Genomic DNA, 20,136 nt, shown 5'->3' with positions numbered 1-20,136 from the left:
AGACGTAGAAAAGAGGAGGGCTGAAAGTGGGAGAAGCTGTGAAAAAAGGCGAGCAGCAATCCGTTCTGATTGAAGTGAAAGGGCTGGTCAAGCGCTATGGCAGCTTTACAGCCGTTAACGGGATTGATTTTACCGTATACAAAGGAGAGGTTTTTGGTCTGCTAGGTCCCAACGGGGCGGGAAAAACGACGACGATGGAAATGATAGAAGGCTTGCGTCAGCCTGATGAAGGCTCGGCGATTGTAGCCGGTTATGACACAAGGACACAGCTGGCGAAGGTTAAAGAGGTGATCGGGGTTCAACTGCAATCGACCTCTTTATTCGATCTGCTGACGGTGCAGGAGATTACAGAAATGTATGCAAGCTTTTATCAAGTTCCTACTATTCCTGTCAAACCGCTCCTGGAAAGTGTCACCTTACAGGAGAAGCTGAATGCCCGGGTTAAGCATTTATCCGGCGGACAAAAGCAGAGGCTCGCCATTGCCCTTGCGCTGGTCAATGACCCGCAGGTTATTTTTCTTGACGAGCCGACAACCGGGCTGGATCCGCAGGCCAGACGAACGCTGTGGGATATTATTTTGCAGCTGCGCGATCAAGGCAAAACGATTGTCCTCAGCACTCATTATATGGATGAAGCTGAACTGCTGGCAGATCGAATCTGCCTGATGGATAAGGGAGAGATTGTTGCGCTGGATACCCCAAGACAGCTAACGCGCAATCTGGCTCTGCAAAATGCAATTGAATTTCGCATCGGACATGAAGAACCTCCAGTCGCTTCAGTGGAGGCCTCACCTAGCTCTTTCGCAGGGGCGGCGGAGCTTCTGGAGCAGCTCAACGGGCTGCCTGCCGTTAGCCGGGCAGAGCTGCGCAAGGATAATTACGTGCTTTATACCGAAGATCTGCAGGTCTCCCTCACAGCATTTATCGCACTAATGGATAGTAGAGGAACAACTTTTACTGATCTTCGCACCCGCACGGCTACGCTTGAGGATGTCTTTATCCATATGACGGGAAGGGGCTTGAGAGACGAATGAAGGCTTACTGGCAGTTAACCTTGGCTCAGCTCAGGCTGTTTGCCCGCAACAAGCAAGTGTTGTTCTGGTCGCTTGGTTTTCCGGTGTTTTTTATGCTTGTACTCGGCTCGTTTATGGGCGGCGGCAATGGAATCTCCCTGAACGGGCTGCTGATTGACCAGGATCGAAGCGAGGCTTCGGCTAAAATATCACAATCTCTGCTGCAGAACTCGGCTTTACAAATGGAGGCTGCTGACGATGTGGAAGCTGCTCTGGAGCAGTTAAAAAAGGGCGACATTGAACTGGTTGTACTGCTTCCCGCCGGCCTGGAGGATGATATGGCTTCTCTAGCCGCGCAGATACAGCTCTATACCAACGAAACCAATCGGACCGTATCTGATTTGGCGGTCACGCTGGTTGTGCAGGCAGCCGATGCCTTGTCCAAGGAAGCGGTTGGATATACGCCGGCCATTACGGTGCAAGCCCAGGGAGTGGAGTCCCTGAACCTGGGCTACATTGATTTTCTGGTGCCGGGGATCGTGGCGATGATGATCATGAATAACAACCTGAATGGCGTTGCCGGACAAATTGCCTCCTGGCGGGAGAGGGGCATCTTACGCAGGATGCAGAGCACTCCGCTGAAAGCCTCCTCTTTTATAGCTGCTCAAATTACTGCCAGGCTGCTGCTGAATGGCCTGCAGGCTGTCATCGTGCTATTGATAGCTCAAGGGGTGTTTGGCACTCAGATGAGGGGATCGTGGCTGCTGCTCATATTCCTGGTCGTGCTTGGTACTTTGGCGTTTATGTCGATTGGCTTCATTATTGCCGGTTTGGCCAAAACTCCGGAAAGCGCCGGACCGATTGCCGGCTTTGTATCTTTTCCGCTTTTGTTTTTGGGCGGTGTCTTTTTTCCGATTTCCAACATGCCTGACTTCTTACAGCCAATCGTCAAGCTGCTGCCTATCGCCCACTTGTCTACGGGGATGAGACAAGTGATGAATGTAGGTGCAGGATTAGGGGATATTGCCGGCGATGTGCTGCTGCTTACAGGCTGGCTTATTGCCGCTTTTGCGGCTGCCAGCTTGACTTTCAAGTGGGAATAATACTACAGCCTCGTGCTCTGAGACAAGATGTATGCGAAAAACCGCAGAGAATCGCTGCGATCCGTTTTTTTGTCAAGGCAGCCGTTTCAAGGTAGAATAAGAGGAATGAGCGGAAAGCTTGTACGATTGAATTTTACAGAAAAAAGAGGGACTTCGAACATGAACGTGCTGGTGGCTACGTTAAATGCCAAATATATTCACACCTGCCTGGCGCTGCGCTGTTTAAAAGCGTATTGCGAGCCGGACTTCAAAGTAGATATGGCCGAATACACGATTAAAGATCCGGCGATGAATATCGTCTCTGATTTATATCAGAGAAAGCCTGATGTACTCGGCTTTTCTTGCTATATTTGGAATATTGAAGAGACCGTGACCATCATCCGCATGATCAAAAAAATTATGCCTCAGCTGAAAATTGTTCTCGGAGGACCGGAGGTTTCGTACGATACGGAATACTGGATGCAGCGTCTTCCTGAAGCAGACTTCATTGTAATGGGGGAAGGGGAAGAAACCTTCCATCATTTGCTGACCGAACTATCGTCCAGTCAGAAGTATCATTTTGTTTACGGACTGGCTTACCGCAAAGGAGAAGAGATCATCCTCAATCCGGGTCGGCCGAAGCTTAATTTGCAAGAGCTTCCTTCTCCCTACCGTTTCGAGGAGGACCATGCGGAGCTAGGCAAGCGGGTCGTCTACTTCGAGACGAGCCGGGGCTGTCCGTTCAGCTGTCAATTTTGCCTGTCCAGCATTGAAGTCGGTGTCCGCTATTTTGAGATGGAGCGCACGAAGCAGGATTTACTTTATTTAATAAATTCTGGTGCCAAGCTGATTAAATTTGTTGATCGGACGTTTAATATTAAAAGAGATTACGCAATGGAAATCTTTCAATTTCTTATAGATAACCATCAAGGCTGTGTATTTCAGTTTGAAATCACTGCGGATATTATGCGTCCGGAAGTGCTGGAATTTCTGGCCGAGCATGCACCTGCCGGAATTTTCCGATTTGAAATTGGGGTCCAATCGACTAATGACCTTACTAACGAGCTGGTCAAGAGAAGACAAAATTTCACCAAGCTGGCGAGAACCGTAACGATGATTAAGGAAAGCGGCAAGATAGACCAGCATCTGGATCTGATCGCCGGACTGCCGGAGGAAGACTACGCCTCCTTCCGCAAAACCTTTAATGATGTGTTTGCCCTAGGCCCTGAAGAGCTGCAGCTGGGATTTCTGAAAATGCTGCGAGGCACAGGTCTGCGTCACGATGCCGACAAATACGGGTACGTCTACATGGACAAGGCTCCCTATGAAATTCTCGGCAACTCTATTCTGCCGTTTGCGGACATTGTCCGGATTAAGCGGGTAGAAGATGTACTCGAGAAATATTGGAACGCTCATCGTCTCGATCGTACTGTCCGCTATTTAATCGAGCACGTGTTTGCCAGCCCTTTTGATTTTTTCCAGGAGTTTGGCGACTACTGGGAGCAGCAGGGCTGGCAAAAGATCGGTCAACAGCTGGAGGATCTGTTTACCCGGCTCCATCAGTTTTTGCTCAGCCGCAACACGTCAGGGCTGCAGCGGATTACGGCTTTAATGAAGCTGGACTACTTCGGTAATCACAAGTATAAGCCGCGTAAAGTGTGGTGGCCGGTGACTTTGGATAAAAGCGAGCAGGGAGCCTGGATGAGAAAGCTGGCTGACGATCCTTATCTTGTTTCACCGCAGTTTGCACAGCTTCATTTGGATGAGAAAGAGCTTCATAAGCACACTGTGCTTGAGGTGCTGCCTTTTAAGCTGGTAAACGATGCAGATGCAGAAGGGCGAATTAATGAGCTGGAAGAAGGATCAAGCTTGCTTATTGTATATTTCCCGCCGGCCGGCGCCAGGCCGTCCTTTTACTCCGTACCTATGGAAGTAATTGCCCGGTAAGGCCTAACGGGGCTGATTGGCCAATTGTTTGAACTAAGCCTTTAGTTCTGAAGTGGATAGAAGGTCAGGGAATGCGAAATTTGTATTTCCCCCTTTTGTTCACTTTTTTTCGTACTTTTACCCCCAGCAGAAAGCCCCCCCACCATTTTCCTCAATTTCCAATCATGCAAGAAGTTTAGAGTCGCATCCATGGAGCTCTTACCACTTATCTCACCTGATTCAAGCCTAAATAATCAATAAATTAATAAAAACAAGCAAATAAAACGCTTACAGTAGGAGAATAGGCTCATTTTTGATTGATTTTATGTAAATTCTGTTCAGAGTTTGTTGACGGGTAATTGGTAAAGATGTATTATTGTGGTGCGATGCCGTTGTCAATTGTGCGTAATGGCACATAAATGAGCAGATTTGAGCGAGGGAGGGTGGAATTCTGAAATAAGGATAATTAACAACTTAGAGCACATAACATGAAAGCGCTTTATTATAAAATTATTAATTTTAGGGAGGGTTCAACGAGTGAAAAAGCCTAAGCATCGTCCATTATTCTTAATGTTGTTGATTGTGCTGCTGGCAGTTGTGGGGTGCTCTTCGAGTACAAACGGTGGATCCGGTGGGAGTGGAGGCTCCGGCGGAGCTGGTGGATCCGGAGATGGTGCTGGCGGTGGAAGCAATGGTTCAGGCGAATCAGCTCCAATCACTATTGAGTATTGGCATGTGAATTCCAATGATTGGGGAGGGACTCAAGTTCAAGCCATTATTGATTCCTTTAATGAAACCAATGACAAAAACATTACGGTAGAGGGCAGATATATTCCCAACCAATATCAAGGAATAATTCAGCAGGCCCAGGCTGCTATTGCTGGCGGAAATCCTCCTGACGTAGTGATGATGGGTTACAACTACCTAACCTATGTAAACGGCAATCTTCCATATACCCCGATTAAGGATGTAGCTGCGTTAGATTCGGAAGAACCTAATTTTATTGAGGATCATTTCCTTCCAAACATTGTGGAATTAAGTAAAGCAGATGACGGTACTATTGTTGGTTTGTCCTATGGACTTAGTAATCCGGTGCTATATTATAACGCTGATATGCTGCAGGAAGCGGGATGGAATCCGGATACCCCTCCTCAAACCTGGGATGAAGTCATTGAACTCAGTGAAATGATCAAAAAGCAAACCGGCAATTATGGTCTGTACATACAAGAGCCGCCGGATAACTGGGCGCAATTCGCTTTGGTCAGATCGAACGGAGGAAACTGGCTGGAGGAAGAGAACGGTGAATTAAAAGTAGTCGTAGATTCTCCGGAAGTGATTGAAGTGTTTCAAATGATGGGAGATTTGGTCTCTGAAGGGTTGGCATTCCATGCCAGACAAGAAGAAGGGCAGCAAGCGTTTGGTAACGGCAGAGTGGCCATGTACTATACGACGATCGGAAGAATGAGCGGAATTGTGGAGCAGAGTAACTTTGATTTAAGAACTACAACTTCTCCGACATTTGGAGACAAACCTAGATCGATCCCCGCAGGGGGTAACTCATTGGTCGTGTTTGCACAAGATCAGGACAGACAACGGGCTTCCTGGGAATTTATTAAATATTTGCAATCTCCTGAAGCCTTGACCCGCTGGGTGGAGGGCACCGGCTATCTGCCGCCGCGTGAAGGCGTAGCGGATGATCCTAACGGCTTGAAGCCCTTCCTAGATTCCAATCCGTTAATGCAGGCGGCTATTGCGCAAAAAGATTCCACTGTCCAGTGGGCTAATTTCCCAGGGGAGAATGGCCTGCAGGCGGAGCAGGCATTAATCGATGCGCGGGATCAGGTGCTGACTGGTTCGGCCACCGCAGAGGAAGCCTTAACCCGAGCGGCGGAACGGATTAGAGCATTATTAGACTAAGCGGCAGCCCTTGGAAGGTGAATTAGGGGTCGCCGGAGCTGCGTGAATGGCCCAGCCTCCGGTGATCCAATTCAATCTATGCTGAATTCTTGGCGGTTGTTTACTAAAGAGTGCTTTCTGTGAATCCTGCTTCACAAGATCTGGAAAACTGCTATTTCTATATCAAATTTAAGGAGTGTGAAGATCATGTCTATTTATATCAATTTGCTCCCATATATGAAAGACGAAGCCCAGCTAAATGCTTTTTTAGAGCAATGGCAAGGAGGGGTGGAATGGGTGACAGAGGGAGTGCAGTGGGCCAATCATCCATCGGAATGGTCGCAAGAGATACCGGCTTTGGCAAAGCATACCGGACCCATAAGTGTACATACTCCGATATTTGACTTGAATTTGGCTTCGCCCCGTTACCGGACTCTTTCCCAATATTCTTATGAAGTTTATCAGCAGGCGCTCCTCTGGTCGGCGAAGATTGGGGCGAAGCATGCAGTTATTCATCCCAATCTGCAATCCACGCCTATCTATGACCGGGAGGGGGCCCAGGCGTGCTCTAAGCACTATTTGAGGCAGCTCGGCCAATTGGGTGAACGCCTCGGGGTCAAGGTGATGGTTGAGAACGTTGGGTTTCATGACTGTGCGCTGTTTAATCCCGATGAATTCGTTGAGCTGTTCGACGAAATCCCGGAGATCGATGCGCTGTTGGATATTGGGCATGCACACATTAATAACTGGGATATTCCGCGATTAATTGAGCGATTGGACTCGAGGCTAACGGCTATCCATCTGCACGATAATCATGGGGCTTATGATGAGCATTTGCCAATGGGAGACGGAACGGTACAGTGGGAGCCGATCTGGGAGAAGCTGGAGCGGCTGGAGCAGGAACCGGCTTATATTCTTGAATATCAAATAGGGACGCGGACTGACATTGTGTTGGCCCACGCTGCTCAATTGGAACAAAAGCTGAGAAAGACAGGAAACAGATAATGACCCTATATAACAAACTGAAGCCATATATTTATTTGGCCCCTGCTGTTATTCCTATTGCTGTTTTTATCTACTACCCTTTGTTTAAATCGCTGGAAATCAGTTTTTTCAGCTGGAATATGGTGAGCCCTAATCGCAGATTTGTCGGCTTGGACAACTATCAAAATTTGTTGGCCAGCTCCGAATTCTGGAAATCGGTATGGAATACAGGAGTGTACACGGTCCTGCTAGTTCTGTTATTGCTTGTTGTGCCGTTTTTTGCAGCTTATGCCGTTACCCAGGTACGCGGGAAGCTGCAAGGCTTTTATAAAAGTGCCATCTTCGTTCCAACCGTGCTTTCCCTGGCGGTAGCCTCGATCGTGTTCTTATGGCTGTTTAACCCGATAAGCGGGTCGGTCAACAATCTTTTGCAGCTTCTAGGAGTTTCAGGAATAAATTGGCTTTCGGATCCCAAATGGGCCCTTATCTCGGTTGTTATCATTACGTCTTGGAAAACGTTCGGTTACCATTTTATCTTGCTGCTGTCCGGGATCTTATCCGTTCCCCAAGATATTGTGGAAGCGGCCAGGATTGACGGAGTAAGCAGCAATATGGGGCTGATCCGCAGAATTTATATCCCTTTGGCCAGCGGAACGATCATGTTTGTTTTTGTTATTACCGTAGTACTGGGCATTCAATGGTCTTTCGTTCCGATTCAAATGCTGACAAATGGAGGCCCGGATCAGGCTTCTACCCACTTGGTGTTTACGGTGTACCAATATGCTTTCCAATACTTTAGAAGTGGTTTGGCTTCCGCTGTTGCCGTCTTGACGTTCATCGTATTCAGCGGCTTGATCGTTTTACAAGCCTTTGTGATGGAACGGAGGGTGCATTATGAAAACTAGATTAGCGGGTTGGTTTAATGGCTGGCACCTGCTGCTTGCCGTCACGTTTCTTCTTAGTTTTTTTCCGCTGGTCTGGATGGTCAGCACTTCTCTGAAAGAAACTGGACAAATCTTTAGCGATTTCCTCAATCCAATTCCCTTGCCAGTGACGATGGAGCATTTTATTCACGTTATGGTGAGCACTCCGATGACCCGCTTTATTTTTAACTCTTTTGTCGTGGCGACACTGGCTACGGCATTTCAGATTGTGACGAGCATCATTGCTGCCTATGCGCTGACCCAGTTTGAGTTTAAAGGCAGGTTTGCGCTGTTCTACATTATTGTAGCCAGTATGCTGATCCCGGTGCTGGTGACGATGCTCCCCAATTATTTGCTGCTCAGCAATTGGGGCCTGCTCAATACATATTGGGCTATCATTTTGCCGCAATTGGCTAACGGTATGGGGGTATTTTTTCTAAGGCAGTCTTTTCGTACGATTCCTAAAGCGCTGCTGGAGTCGGCCCAAGTGGAAGGAGCCAATGATTGGCAGCGAATGTGGCTTATTGTCGCACCGGCTGTGAGGCCGATGATTGTTTCGATCAGCATCATTTTTTTCATTAATGTATGGAATGAATATTTCTGGCCGTTAATGGTCATCAATGATCAGCGAATGTTTACGATTCCGCTGGCCCTGCAATTATTTATCAACGCAGAGGGCGGAACCTCCTGGGGGCCGATGATGGCTGTAGCTACGGTAGCTTCGATTCCGCCTGTTCTTGCCTTTTTGGTCGTTCAAAAGCACATCATCAGCAGTTTCTTAAGTACAGGCGTGAAGTAATCTTAACGATATTTACATTTTACAGCGGGAAATGAACCTCCCGAAAGTGGGTTTGAATTCATAGAGAAGTCCCCGGGTCTTTAATAGAGGTTAGGAGGTGATGTAGAAAGAGTGGCGTGGATGTATTCTTTCAATTCGCAAGTACTGAGAGAATGACTATGGTTAACATAGGAGGCTAATCTATGACAGGCAAAAGTAGGCTAAAGAAGTCCGTTTGCACTGCGTTAAGTATCATGCTCGCGGCCGCAAGTCTTGTGGTTGTTACTCCTAAGAAAACATACGCTGAAGAAATTGCACAGCCCTCTCTATATATTACTAAGATTATGTATGACCCTCCAGGTAACGATAATGGGGCGGAATATGTTGAGATTTCCAATGTCGGGCAGCAGCCCGTCGATATAAGCGGCTTCTATATAGGGGACGCGGCAACCCCTAACGGAAATGAAGGCATGTACCAGTTTCCCGCGGGAACGGTCATTGATGCCGGAGAATCACTGGTAGTGGCCCAGTCGGCTATCATTACAAGAGACCGCTATGGGTTTACGGCTGACTTTGAGCTGCCTCAGCACAACACCTATAACCCGCGGCTTGACCCTAGTGTCCCGCTGATGCTCGATGCGCCGGATTGGGGCAGGGGCTACCTTGTGCTTGCTCAAGGGGGAGATGATATTCTGCTGATGGATGCCAAGCGGCAGGTCATTGACTATGTCCCGTATATTATCGAACGCAGCTTGAATGGCGTATTGTATGATGCGGCTCCAGCCATGGTTCAGCATATCCAGACTTTGCAGCGCGTTTATACATCCGGCGATGCGTCCGTCGACTTCTGGCCGATGGAGCCGACGCCGGGCGAGTATTACTTTAGAGAGGATACCCCGCATCCTTTCAGCGGTCAAGCGATCAGCGATACGCTGTTAATAACGGAAGTTCTCTATGATGCAATTCACGACGAGGATACAGGAGAATATATAGAATTCACAAACATAAGTGGTGAAGTGATTGACATAAGCGGCTATCATATCGGAGACTCTGAATTTCCGCGTGTCGGCGCAGCAGGGGAGGGAATGTTCCGCTTTCCTGAAGGAACGTTGATCGAACCTTACCAGGTTATGGTTGTAGCCGGTTCAGCTGAAGGCTTGTATGCCCGTTACGGCGTCCTGCCAGATTTTGAATTTGAGCATTCGATGGAAGAGGTCCCCACTCTTGAGAAAAATATGGAATGGACGCAAGGTACTGTTCGTCTGGCCAATGCCGGCGATCAGGCGCTGCTCTATGATGCCGATATGCAAATTATCGACGCAGTCGTTTGGATGGAGAATGCGCCTTTCCCTGGCGCTTCCCCTTTCCTGCCAACAATATTTAATAACAACGGACACTCGATTGAAAGGTTGAATGCCACCGACACGAACAATGTCGCTGCGGATTTCGTCGCCAGGCCGGATCCTTCGCCAGGAATTATTCTGTTCGGCCCTAATGCCGATGTGAGCCGTATCCCGGACCACGAGCTGAGCGATAACGTGCTGATGCCTAGGGAGCCGGAATCGGGCATCATCATTGCGCCGACGGTAATCGCTAATGGTGGTGATGCTATCCATGCACCGGAAAATACATTGTCCGCAATCGAAGAGCTGCTGGAGCTGGACGCCAGCCAGGTGCTGCTGCCGGTTCAACAAACCGCTGACGGCGAATTGGTGCTTATGAAGGACGATACGCTCAACCGGACTACGAATGGAAACGGCCGGGTGGATCAAACCCCATGGTCTGTCATTCAAACGCTGGATGCCGGCAGCTGGTTCGCTCCCGGGTTCGCAGGCGAGCGGGTTCCGCTGCTGGAGGAAGCGCTCGACTTGATTGAGGGAAGCTTGATTCCGGTCATTCAAGTCAATACTTCATCGGCTGCGGATAAAGTCGTCCGCTTGCTGGAGGAAAAAGATGTAAGCGATGCACACATCATATCGGAGGATACACAAGTGATTGCCGAGGTTCGTACAGCGAATTCCTCCTTGCGCGGCGGATTATGGCTCGGCAATCATCCGGTTAATAAGAATCAACTGGAAAACATAGTACTGGCCGCTCGCAGCAGTGGCGCCCAGGTAGTTGTATTAAACCATACACGGTTAACTAAAGAAGTGGTTCATTACCTAAGAGTTCGCGGAATCAGTGTATGGGCAGTCGGCGGTGAGTCCGATGTAGAAACCCATAAGCTGATTGCGATCGGTGCCGACGGCATCCTGACGGAGGATCCGCAGCTCGTAAGCGAATCACTGCAGGTGTATCCGGAGAATACAATAATCCGCCGCCACTTAATCGGAGGGCATCGGGGATCAATGGACCAAGTTCCCGAAAATACTTTGCTGGCTGCTGAGGAAGCCTGGCAGAGCGGTGTTGACTTGATTGAAGTCGATATCCTGGAGACCAAAGACGGGCATCTCATTTTAATGCATGATGACAATGTCGACCGGACAACCGATGGGACGGGAAAGGTAAGGGACAAAACACTGGCCGAGATCAAGCAGCTGAATGCCAACTATGTGAATCCGGCTGAGCGTGTCGAGGTTCCTACACTGGAAGAATTCTTGCTGTGGGTGAAGGACAAGAACCAAACCAGGGCAATTGCTGTATTCCTGGAAATCAAAGCTCCTAACATCGAGCAAAAGATTATCGATTTAGTTCAGGCCCATAATCTCGAGCCGCATTCTTATGTGATCTCCTTCCGCTTGCAGGAGCCGGTCAACGTGCGTCAGCTAAACCAGGAAATCGGACTTGTGTACATTCATAATGGTCCCCCTGAGGTGAACAATCCGGCAGGACATGCAGAGAAATTCCTGAGGGAGGCTGTTGAACAGAATGTGCATTTCAACCCGAGCAATTCAATGACACCGGAAATGATGCATTATTCCAAGCACCGCGGTCTCGTCACCTTCGCTTGGCCATTCAGCAGAGTAACCGATTTTCCGCTTAGCTTTGCGGACGAACCGGTAAGTCTCGAAGCCCCGGAGCGGCTTCAGGCTAGAATCGGTCAACCGCAAACGATGAAAGCGACTGTTACCTATCGTTCTGGAGCGAGCGAAGAGGTCGAGGCGAAGATCCGCGTGCTGGAGTCGTCCTCTCACTTGGCGTCTGTCAATGCAGAAGGTACAGAGCTTTCTGGAATTGCTCAAGGAAAAGCATGGATTCAGCTTTACTATGAATATGAGTTTAATGAAGAAACGTATATTTTGTTCACCCCGCCTGCCGAAGTGATGGTAAGAAGATAAGGTAAACAGCAGCGCACAGAAATGGCTGACGTTAAATGATAAGCTGGATTAACATCAACATTGTGTAAAGTTAGAAGAACTCCATGGGGGTATGACAAGTCCCTGGAGTTCTTCTTTTGAATTGGCTCCTATTTATTGCGGTAAGCGGTAAGGGACACATTAAAGAAGATTCACCTGCAGGTTCGGAGGGTAATGTTCACAAGACTCGATTCATTTGCAAAGCTTATGTCAAGATATACATGGCGCAGGAAGACTTTCAGGGCAGCATCTTAAGAGGAGCGGTGAAAAAGTGCTGCGCACTTATATTTTGTACAAAATGCGCACTTGCCTTTTATACGAGATAGCGCACTAAGCACGATGCGGACGCGGTTGAGTAAGCGTATGGATTTGAAGTGTTTGACGGGTTTGCATGGCAAGCATTACAAGAAAACGTTATGCTCGGAAGTATAAAACAAATGTAATACTGAGAGCATAAGCTTGAGAATACGCAAACGATTTGCTGAGAGCATAAGACAAGCGATGCTTGAGAATACGCAAACGATATGCTGATAACATAAGACAAGCGGTATGCGTATCCCGTATCCAAATACAATGTCCACCAGCTTTACCGATATGTGATACCCCCGTTGCCATTGTCTATACTACATTAAACGGCGACAGATCAAGCGGCGGGGTATCCTGCACAATGCCTTGCTAAGATGCCCAGCGAAGCCCCCGAGCTAACGCTCGCCCTCGCTCTTATTTGGCCGAAAAAGCAGGGATTTGATTTCTAACGCTCCTCCTCGCTCTTATTTGTGACAATTAGTCTCGATAACCGTGGTCTGAAGCATAATAAGGACGATGGCAGCGTTACAATTTTTATCCCTCTGATTTTGCTCATTTAAGGACCATGGCGAGCGTTACAATTTATAGCAAGCGGTAAAAGACCTCACAGCCTGCCGCCCAACTGTTACAAAAGATCTAATCAGTTGCGTCGCTGGGGCTTGCGTGTCTATAATCTAATGTAATTACCGACGGAGCAAAGCGCCGGAGGAAAGGAGATATCATGGCAGAAAATTATGCGCCTGCCAATGCAGGCTGGAAGTTTGACAATAGCTATGCGCGCTTGCCTGATTTATTTTTTACACGGCTAGATCCGAACCCGGTAAATTCTCCGGAGTTAGCCCTGCTGAATGATCGGTTGGCTGAAACGTTAGGATTGAACGCTGAAGCTCTGCGCAGCCGAGAAGGGACAGCGATCTTAGCCGGCAACGAAATTCCGGAAGGTGCTTCGCCCCTGGCGCAGGCCTACGCCGGACATCAGTTTGGCCATTTTACCATGCTGGGTGACGGACGGGCTTTGCTGCTGGGTGAGCAGATAACTCCCGGCGGGGAGCGCTTTGACATTCAGCTTAAGGGCTCGGGAAGAACCCCTTACTCGCGGGGGGGAGATGGCCGGGCAGCGCTTGGTCCGATGCTGCGGGAGTATATCATCAGCGAAGCTATGCATGCCCTGGGGATTCCGACGACTCGCAGTCTTGCTGTCGTTACGACCGGGGAGCCGGTGTACCGGGAAACTGAATTGACCGGTGCTGTTCTTACACGGGTAGCTGCAAGTCATCTTCGGGTCGGCACCTTTCAATATGCTGCCAATTGGGGATCGTCCCAAGACGTTCAGGCTTTGGCTGATTATGCAATGGAACGGCATTTTCCTGATACAGTCAAGGAAACGGACCGTTACCTAGCGTTCTTGAGGGAAGTTATCAAGCGTCAAGCTTCACTTATTGCTCGTTGGCAGCTGGTTGGTTTTATCCACGGTGTGATGAATACTGATAACATGGCCATTGCCGGAGAAACAATCGATTATGGTCCGTGTGCTTTTATGAATAGCTACGATCCGGCAACCGTATTTAGCTCCATTGATCGGCAAGGCCGTTATGCATTCGGTAACCAGCCTTATATTGCTTCGTGGAATTTGGCGCGGTTCGCTGAAGCGCTTCTGCCGCTGTTGGATGAAGATCAAGAAAAGGCGATTAAAAAAGCTGAAGAGGAAATTTCAGCTTTTGGCAAGTATTACCGCGAGCATTGGCTTTCCGGAATGAGAGCCAAGCTTGGTATTTTTCAGGAGGAGTCCGAAGATGAGGAGCTGGTCAAGGAATTGCTGTCCTTGATGCATAAGCATGAGGCTGATTATACGAACACCTTTTTGGCCCTCACATTTGGCACAACAGAAGGGAATGCGCTGCCGGACTGCAGTGAGTTTGCAGATTGGTATGCGCGCTGGCAGGCCAGGCTGAAACGGCAGCAGGAGTCTTCGGAGAAAACAATGGCGCTCATGAAATCGCATAATCCTGCGGTCATTCCCCGTAATCACCGGGTGGAGGAAGCTCTTGAAGCGGCGGTGGAACATGAAGATTACACCGTGATGGAAAAGCTGCTCAAGGTGTTAGCCAACCCGTATGAACATTCTCCTGAGCAAGCTGAATATGCCGAGCCGCCGGCGCCTTCCAAGGTTCCCTACCGCACTTACTGCGGGACTTAGCCCGGGTATCCTGGCAGCAGCGGCTCAGGCAATTAAAGCCCGTCGCCTCCAAATGGATACGCTCCCCAATATACTAATCAGTCATAATTTTAACTGTTTAGCTGACGGGGCAGTGCAAATGGGGATGACGGGCATTTTAATATGATTTCGGTATAGCCAAGTCCAAGTACAGCAGCTGCCACTGGCAGTGCAGTACCACTTACAATCGCGCGACGATAGAGTCATCATTTACAACGGGCGAACTGCATGTGGCCGACTGACCGCCGTGTGGCTATTGCTATGGATGCAGCGAACATTTTTAGGGTAAATAACTGCGAAGAAGCGTAGCCTTTCCTTCCAGGCGGTAGGCGCCCAGTTGGGCGGGCAGCAGCAGGCATTCACCTGCATTTAGGGGAAGGCTTTCCCCGCCCCAATGAATTGATCCCTGGCCTTCGCCCACTATCAGGATAACAAAGCTGTCTGAGGAGGTGGCTAGTGCCCAGCTTCCATCCAGCACTCCTTTTTCCACGATGAAATAGGGGGAATGGGCTAGCTTCAGCCATTCATGAGGCTTGCTAATTTCTGTGGTCATGCGGGTTGCGCCGGTACCATCATAAGCGATGACTTCCAGTGACTCCTTGATATGCAGTTCGCGGGGCTTGCCGTCAAGTCCAGGGCGATTATAGTCGTATAGGCGGTATACGGTATCCGAATTTTGCTGAACCTCGGCGACAAGGACTCCCGAACCGAGGGCATGTACCGTTCCGGCAGGTATATAAAAAGAATCCCCGGCCTGCACAGGCACTTCCTGCAGACAGTCCATAATTCTGCCTTCGTTGATTGCCTGTTTTAATTGGTCGCGATCTATGCCCGGTTTAAGCCCATAAATGATTTTGGCACCCGGTTTCGCGTCGAGAATGTACCACATTTCGGTCTTGCCCAGTTCTCCCTCCGGCAGTCCTTTGTAGTCGTCATGGGGATGAACCTGGACGGACAAATCGTCCTCGCAGTCGAGAAGCTTGACAAGCAGCGGGAACTGTCCGTTCTTGGAGGCGGCACCCTTGTCTCCCAGCAGAGCCGCTCCCAGCTTTTGACGAAGCTCGCTCAGCTTCAATCCGGAGTAAGCTCCGTTTTTGACCGTTGTCGTACCATGAGGGTGATCTCCAATCATCCACCCCTCGCCGATAGGTCCTGCGGGAAGCTGTAAGCCAAAGCGCTCCAATGAACGCCCTCCCCAAACGCGTTCTTTCAATTCCGGCTGAAATTTTAACGGATAAAGCTGCATGGCGACTCTCCTTTTCATCAAAATTTCATCTGTCTCTTCCTATTTATAAAGTAGCAATTCCTTGTGAAAGGGTGTCTTGAAATATATAGTAAATGTAAGACATAGCAGAAATAGTGATAATGAAATTCTGCACAAACTTTAATCGCAGGGCGCTACCTTCTCTACTGCAATTAAATAAGGAGGGCGCTTGGATTGATTCACTCTCTCGTATTTAATGACTTGAAACGATTTAGGGTTGAGCTTTGCCGCCCACTCCTCCACGGCGTCGGCTTCTTCCTGCCCGCCAGGATGACCGGTGTACAGGACTACAGTCAAGATACCGCCGATGCGTAAAAGCTCAACAGAAGATTGCAGTGCGGCAAGTGTTGAGGCGGGAAGAGTAATCGTGCCAGGATCAGCACCGGGCAAATAACCGAGATTGAACATGATCGCCGCTATGTGGCCATGATGATGGGGAGATACAATGCTTTTCATCTCTGCATGGGAGCAGTTCAGCCAATGAACCCCAGCTTTTTTGCCTGGATCCTGCTGCCACCTTCGAGCTGCTTTCTCAAGTGCGATCTGCTGCACATCAAACCCGTATACTTCTCCCTTACAGCCTGTCAGCTTAGATAAAAACAGCGTATCGACACCATTACCGACGGTTGCATCGATTACCGGTTCGCCTGGCTGAACCCTTTCCGACACCAGTTTTTGGGCGCAGCCTAGTATTGAGATAAACCCCACAGACTTCCTCCTTGGCTTGAGTAAACTAACGAATCTTCCAGATCTTGTCTAGAGGCAAGGTAAACCTTATCTTTCTAGGCGGCTTGCGGCTAACGTTTCGCTTAAGCTGAACCATGCCTAGCAAGCTGAACCATGCCTATATAGCTGAACTTTGCCTGTACAGCTGATCCTTGCCAATATAGCCCAGCCTTGCCTATATAATAGAAGGAGCGGGAGAATTTCGGAGGTTATCCCTCCACATTCTGCCCTGCCAAGTATTCCTTTCCTTTAGCAGGTTATCAATCCCGTTCAGGACCTCCCATTTCTTCAAACTCCACATTGGCCCGATAAGAAGCTCCCTTGGCGCATCCCCGGTAAGCCTGTGAACAATCATTTCAGGAGGCAGCATTTCCAGAGTATCTACAACGAGCTTAATATATTCATCCATCTCGAGAAATCTCAGCAGCCCGGCCTCATACTGCTTGACCATCGGCGTTTTGCGCATAAGGTGGAGCAGGTGGATTTTAATGCCTTGAACGTCCATTTCCGCTACTTGTCTGCCTGTTTCCAGCATCATATCTTCAGTTTCCCCGGGCAACCCGTAGATGATATGTGCGCAGGTGCGGATATTGTGCTTGCGCAGCTTGGCTACACCTTCGAGATAACAATCAGTATCATGGGCTCTATTGATCAGGGCGGATGTTTTTTCGTGAACGGTTTGCAAGCCCATTTCTACCCACAGGTAAGTTCGTTCATTAAGTTCAGCCAAATACTCTACCACATCGTCAGGCAGACAATCCGGTCTTGTAGCAATGGACAGCCCGACAACTCCAGGCTGCTCAAGAATGACTTCGTAATAATCCCGCAGCACATCTACGGGCGCATAAGTGTTGGTGTAAGCCTGAAAATACCCGATATATTTGCCGTCCGGCCATTTTTGATGCTGGCGGTCGCGAATTTGGTTGAACTGGGTAACCAGGTCGTCTCTTCTTCTGCCTGCAAAATCCCCAGAGCCCCTGGCACTGCAAAAGGTGCAGCCGCCAATAGCCAAATTCCCATCCCGGTTCGGGCAGGTGAAGCCGGCATCCAGCATTACTTTAAATACCTTGGTCTGAAACTGCTCCCGCATTTCGTAGTTCCAGGTATGGAATCGTTTATCTCCCCATAACAGGGGTGCTTCTGTTAATGTTGGCATGGACCAAAGCCCCCTTCTAGGATAGTAAGCACCTTGCCCATAATAATTCATCCATAACGGTAACGAGTGTAAAAAACCTTAATTATCTATATCTTATACGATTACAAGCTTCGCTTGGATTTAGGCAAAATGCTGTAGGGTAAAGCAATTTTATTGTAGCTTATCTGGACTAAAAATGCGACTGCTGCCCCTTTTTGGCAGATAAATGTCCGCTTTGCTTGAACAAGGTTGAACCGTCCATGATTGATGGAAATTCAAGGCAAAAAGCTTGGACATAAATAAAGCAACTATTGGCACAAAGCTTTTTTGGCTGAGATGCTAATATTGTGGCTCACTCTAATAATTGGAGGTTGACAGTATAAGATAGCAGCAGCGGAGGGGAAGAGGGAGTCAAAGCTTTCCGAAGGAAAGCAATTTCGGGAGCGTGGAAGCGTTCGCCTTTGCCACCGGATTTCAACCGCTGAGGCGAAGAAATCTGGGGTCAACGCTTTCTGGAAGGAAGCGTACTTCGGGAGCATATGCTAACAGCGATCGGAGGTCCCCTCATTCCCCGTAGTGATTTCCTCCTTTGTTGTCAACCGCTAGTTTAAGTTTTGAGCCAATATTGTATCAAGACATTTTCCAGCTAACAGGGGAGAATACATTAGAGCTTTCATGAGGAAAATAAGCAGGTGCCTTAATTTTATAACCGTCAAGGGGGAATTATCTTTGAAGAAAACTGGTCTGTGCACGGCTGCTTTGGCCCTGACTCTTGCGTTTGCAGTGCCGGCTGGTGCCGCTGTTAACGATCCTGCCGGAACATCAACTCCAGGTGTTACCACCGTAAGTACAGCGGGCACTAACACCGGGGCAGCGAACTTGACTAATCAGACTACTGCCCGTGGTGAGGGCTTGGTTCCGGGCAGAAGCATGAATGCTCCCTTCGAAACAGGCAATGGGCTTAATCCCGTGAATGACAGAACTACCGAGATTAACCGCACGAGCCGTACAGTTGACCGCAACGGCAACGGAGGGTACCGCAGCACCTATACGAATCAGACTCCAGGTAATGGGGATAGATCAGCCCATATGAGCTCTTACCGTGTTGGTATGGCAACCCGAGCCGATAATACGATGGATTACGGCTGGTTAGGCTTGCTTGGCCTCATCGGGTTGGCAGGACTTCGAAACAGACGACGCAATGATGATCCGACCCGTTAATTTTGGCACATTTTTTGCGGCCTTCTGATTTGCTCACAAGCAAGTCGAAGGCCGCGACTACAGTAGAAAAAGCCTCTTTTAACAAGGGTTGAAGACACCTTGAAGCGATTAAAAATAGTGGGGAAATTGGATGGTTTAGGCTTGAAAAAACTGACATGGTGTGTTAAATTTTAATTAGAAAAAATTTAATTCCAGAAGTGGGATCGAGCCTCATCTGTTTGTCGTTTTTGTTGTATGGTTGGTTTAATTCGGGAATGTAATAACTAACTATTATTAAAGAGGTGACGACAATGAATACACAGGTGTTAGTACCCAAAGGCAATGAAACGGTTTCGGTTCAATTGACTGTTAAAGAGCTGATGGCTCTGAGCGGGGAACGCTTTCCCTATGACAATGAATTGATGAGTCAGCTGAAGAAGAAGCTCAAGCGTTCGCTGGAAAGGGAACTGCTCGATACCGATAATCGTCCCATTTCTTTTCACCAATTGAATATGTAATTCTGATATTGAGAAGAGACTAAAAAATGGATGGGCCGTAATGTGTTCCGTCCATTTTTTGTTTGCTATTTTCCCGGAAAATGGTCAGGCGGATACCTCCACTTTCAATAGATTGTGGGCTAATGCCATAATCCCAAACTCGACGTGAACCTTGTTCAGCCCCCGTAAAGAGAACCGTCGGAACGACCGGTTGCCCTTGAGGTGACCGAACACGTTCTCTACCTCCACTTTACGCCGAGCATAGATCGCAGGTGAGAGGAAAACTACTAGTATGCGGTGGGCGAAGAAAAACAGCCGCGATTTGATTTTCTCATCCTCTACGGCAACTATTTGAAGGAGAAAACCCGACGATACCAGAAGGACATTCGGCACCATAGCCCGTATCGCAATCACGGTTTTGGGCATGGGTAACGAAGATGCGGCCAAACGCTCCATATGTGGAATGAAGCAGCGCGTATCTGTAGGTCGCTGATGGATGCTGTAAAACAAAACGAACCTGTTTTTCCGTGGCCATTTGCACATTGTAGCCGGGCCAGTCGTCAGTTTTCACTGACTTCCTGCATTTGTACGATTTGTCATACAAATCTCGGGTAATCACCCTCAATCCCCTGCGTTTGTACGATTTGTCATACAAATCTTGGGTAATTGCCCTTCAATCCCCTGAATTTGTACGACGTTTCACACAAAACACCGGTATTCGCGCTTCAACCCCATGCATTTGTACGACATTTCGTACAAAGCGCAGGCAACAGTCCCGCGAACCCCGCCAACCTTGGCCAACCTTGGCTATTTTCATGCTGGAGTTGTGCCTGAGAATTCAATGGCATGACCGTTTTCGCACACACTTTCGCACACACTTTCGCACACACTTTCG

Annotated in this window: 14 protein-coding genes and 1 pseudogene; 11 read left to right on the top strand and 4 right to left on the bottom strand. The window is 48.7% G+C overall.

Going from position 1 to position 20,136, the window contains the following annotated elements; translation table 11 throughout:
• The first annotated feature begins 26 nt into the window (after positions 1 to 26).
• The 9 genes from PSHG_RS10300 (at position 27) to PSHG_RS10250 (ending at position 14,401) form a co-directional block, all read left to right on the top strand.
• Positions 27 to 1,034 (top strand): ABC transporter ATP-binding protein, encoded by a 1,008-nt coding sequence (locus tag PSHG_RS10300; protein WP_010272522.1) that lies wholly within the window; start codon positions 27 to 29, stop codon positions 1,032 to 1,034.
• Positions 1,031 to 2,116 carry an ABC transporter permease gene (locus PSHG_RS10295; protein ID WP_010272520.1) on the top strand — a complete coding sequence of 362 codons (1,086 nt, stop codon included), beginning with the start codon at positions 1,031 to 1,033 and terminating at the stop codon, positions 2,114 to 2,116. The genes PSHG_RS10300 and PSHG_RS10295 overlap by 4 nt, the downstream gene beginning before the upstream one ends.
• Positions 2,117 to 2,275: 159 nt before the next feature.
• A complete protein-coding gene (locus PSHG_RS10290; protein ID WP_010272518.1) occupies positions 2,276 to 4,042 on the top strand; it encodes a B12-binding domain-containing radical SAM protein in 1,767 nt (588 codons plus the stop codon).
• Between the two features lie 516 nt (positions 4,043 to 4,558).
• Entirely contained in the window at positions 4,559 to 5,938 is a 1,380-nt protein-coding gene (locus tag PSHG_RS10280; protein WP_010272516.1) for an ABC transporter substrate-binding protein, read from the top strand.
• A gap of 186 nt (positions 5,939 to 6,124) precedes the next feature.
• Complete coding sequence (locus tag PSHG_RS10275; RefSeq protein WP_010272514.1) at positions 6,125 to 6,922, top strand: sugar phosphate isomerase/epimerase family protein; 798 nt, start codon at positions 6,125 to 6,127, stop codon at positions 6,920 to 6,922.
• Positions 6,922 to 7,806, top strand: a complete 885-nt coding sequence (locus tag PSHG_RS10270; protein WP_010272513.1) for a carbohydrate ABC transporter permease — start codon at positions 6,922 to 6,924, stop codon at positions 7,804 to 7,806. The genes PSHG_RS10275 and PSHG_RS10270 overlap by 1 nt, the downstream gene beginning before the upstream one ends.
• On the top strand, positions 7,796 to 8,623 hold the full coding sequence (locus PSHG_RS10265) for a carbohydrate ABC transporter permease (RefSeq protein WP_010272512.1): 828 nt from the start codon (positions 7,796 to 7,798) through the stop codon (positions 8,621 to 8,623). The genes PSHG_RS10270 and PSHG_RS10265 overlap by 11 nt, the downstream gene beginning before the upstream one ends.
• 182 nt (positions 8,624 to 8,805) lie before the next feature.
• Positions 8,806 to 11,880 (top strand): glycerophosphodiester phosphodiesterase family protein, encoded by a 3,075-nt coding sequence (locus tag PSHG_RS10260; protein ID WP_010272511.1) that lies wholly within the window; start codon positions 8,806 to 8,808, stop codon positions 11,878 to 11,880.
• Positions 11,881 to 12,925: 1,045 nt separating this feature from the next.
• A complete protein-coding gene (locus PSHG_RS10250) occupies positions 12,926 to 14,401 on the top strand; it encodes a protein adenylyltransferase SelO (protein ID WP_010272509.1) in 1,476 nt (491 codons plus the stop codon).
• Positions 14,402 to 14,699: 298 nt separating this feature from the next.
• On the opposite strand, the gene PSHG_RS10245 is transcribed toward PSHG_RS10250, so the two are convergent.
• The 3 genes from PSHG_RS10245 to PSHG_RS10235 all read right to left on the bottom strand — a co-directional run bounded on the left by PSHG_RS10245 (position 14,700) and on the right by PSHG_RS10235 (position 17,565).
• Positions 14,700 to 15,665: a type I phosphomannose isomerase catalytic subunit gene (locus tag PSHG_RS10245; protein ID WP_010272507.1), complete on the bottom strand. Its 966-nt coding sequence runs from the start codon at positions 15,663 to 15,665 to the stop codon at positions 14,700 to 14,702.
• Between the two features lie 138 nt (positions 15,666 to 15,803).
• Positions 15,804 to 16,391 (bottom strand): class I SAM-dependent methyltransferase, encoded by a 588-nt coding sequence (locus PSHG_RS10240; RefSeq protein WP_010272505.1) that lies wholly within the window; start codon positions 16,389 to 16,391, stop codon positions 15,804 to 15,806.
• 193 nt (positions 16,392 to 16,584) lie between these two features.
• Positions 16,585 to 17,565: a TIGR01212 family radical SAM protein gene (locus tag PSHG_RS10235; RefSeq protein ID WP_010272504.1), complete on the bottom strand. Its 981-nt coding sequence runs from the start codon at positions 17,563 to 17,565 to the stop codon at positions 16,585 to 16,587.
• 708 nt (positions 17,566 to 18,273) lie between these two features.
• Between PSHG_RS10235 and PSHG_RS31450 the strand changes: the two genes are divergently transcribed.
• Positions 18,274 to 18,765, top strand: a complete 492-nt coding sequence (locus tag PSHG_RS31450) for a WGxxGxxG family protein (RefSeq protein WP_010272503.1) — start codon at positions 18,274 to 18,276, stop codon at positions 18,763 to 18,765.
• A 290-nt stretch (positions 18,766 to 19,055) separates the two neighbouring features.
• Positions 19,056 to 19,262 carry a hypothetical protein gene (locus PSHG_RS10225; protein ID WP_010272502.1) on the top strand — a complete coding sequence of 69 codons (207 nt, stop codon included), beginning with the start codon at positions 19,056 to 19,058 and terminating at the stop codon, positions 19,260 to 19,262.
• An 84-nt stretch (positions 19,263 to 19,346) separates the two neighbouring features.
• Here the strand turns inward: PSHG_RS10225 and PSHG_RS32090 are convergent.
• Positions 19,347 to 19,505 (bottom strand): annotated as a pseudogene (locus PSHG_RS32090) (transposase); the annotation flags it as partial.
• Positions 19,506 to 20,136 lie beyond the last annotated feature (631 nt).

This window comes from Paenibacillus senegalensis JC66 (assembly GCF_000285515.1).
Lineage (GTDB): Bacteria > Bacillota > Bacilli > Paenibacillales > NBRC-103111 > Paenibacillus_L > Paenibacillus_L senegalensis.
This window is presented reverse-complemented; position numbering and strand designations above follow the sequence as displayed.

What these genes read in the sequence shown, in the direction of transcription:
- PSHG_RS10295 (WP_010272520.1), top strand. Translation starts at nt 1,031, where the DNA reads ATGAAGGCTTACTGGCAGTTAACCTTGGCTCAGCTCAGGCTGTTTGCC.
- PSHG_RS10290 (WP_010272518.1), top strand. Translation starts at nt 2,276, where the DNA reads ATGAACGTGCTGGTGGCTACGTTAAATGCCAAATATATTCACACCTGC.
- PSHG_RS10275 (WP_010272514.1), top strand. Translation starts at nt 6,125, where the DNA reads ATGTCTATTTATATCAATTTGCTCCCATATATGAAAGACGAAGCCCAG.
- PSHG_RS10270 (WP_010272513.1), top strand. Translation starts at nt 6,922, where the DNA reads ATGACCCTATATAACAAACTGAAGCCATATATTTATTTGGCCCCTGCT.
- PSHG_RS10265 (WP_010272512.1), top strand. Translation starts at nt 7,796, where the DNA reads ATGAAAACTAGATTAGCGGGTTGGTTTAATGGCTGGCACCTGCTGCTT.
- PSHG_RS10260 (WP_010272511.1), top strand. Translation starts at nt 8,806, where the DNA reads ATGACAGGCAAAAGTAGGCTAAAGAAGTCCGTTTGCACTGCGTTAAGT.
- PSHG_RS10250 (WP_010272509.1), top strand. Translation starts at nt 12,926, where the DNA reads ATGGCAGAAAATTATGCGCCTGCCAATGCAGGCTGGAAGTTTGACAAT.
- PSHG_RS10245 (WP_010272507.1), bottom strand. Translation starts at nt 15,665, where the DNA reads ATGCAGCTTTATCCGTTAAAATTTCAGCCGGAATTGAAAGAACGCGTT.
- PSHG_RS10235 (WP_010272504.1), bottom strand. Translation starts at nt 17,565, where the DNA reads ATGCCAACATTAACAGAAGCACCCCTGTTATGGGGAGATAAACGATTC.
- PSHG_RS10225 (WP_010272502.1), top strand. Translation starts at nt 19,056, where the DNA reads ATGAATACACAGGTGTTAGTACCCAAAGGCAATGAAACGGTTTCGGTT.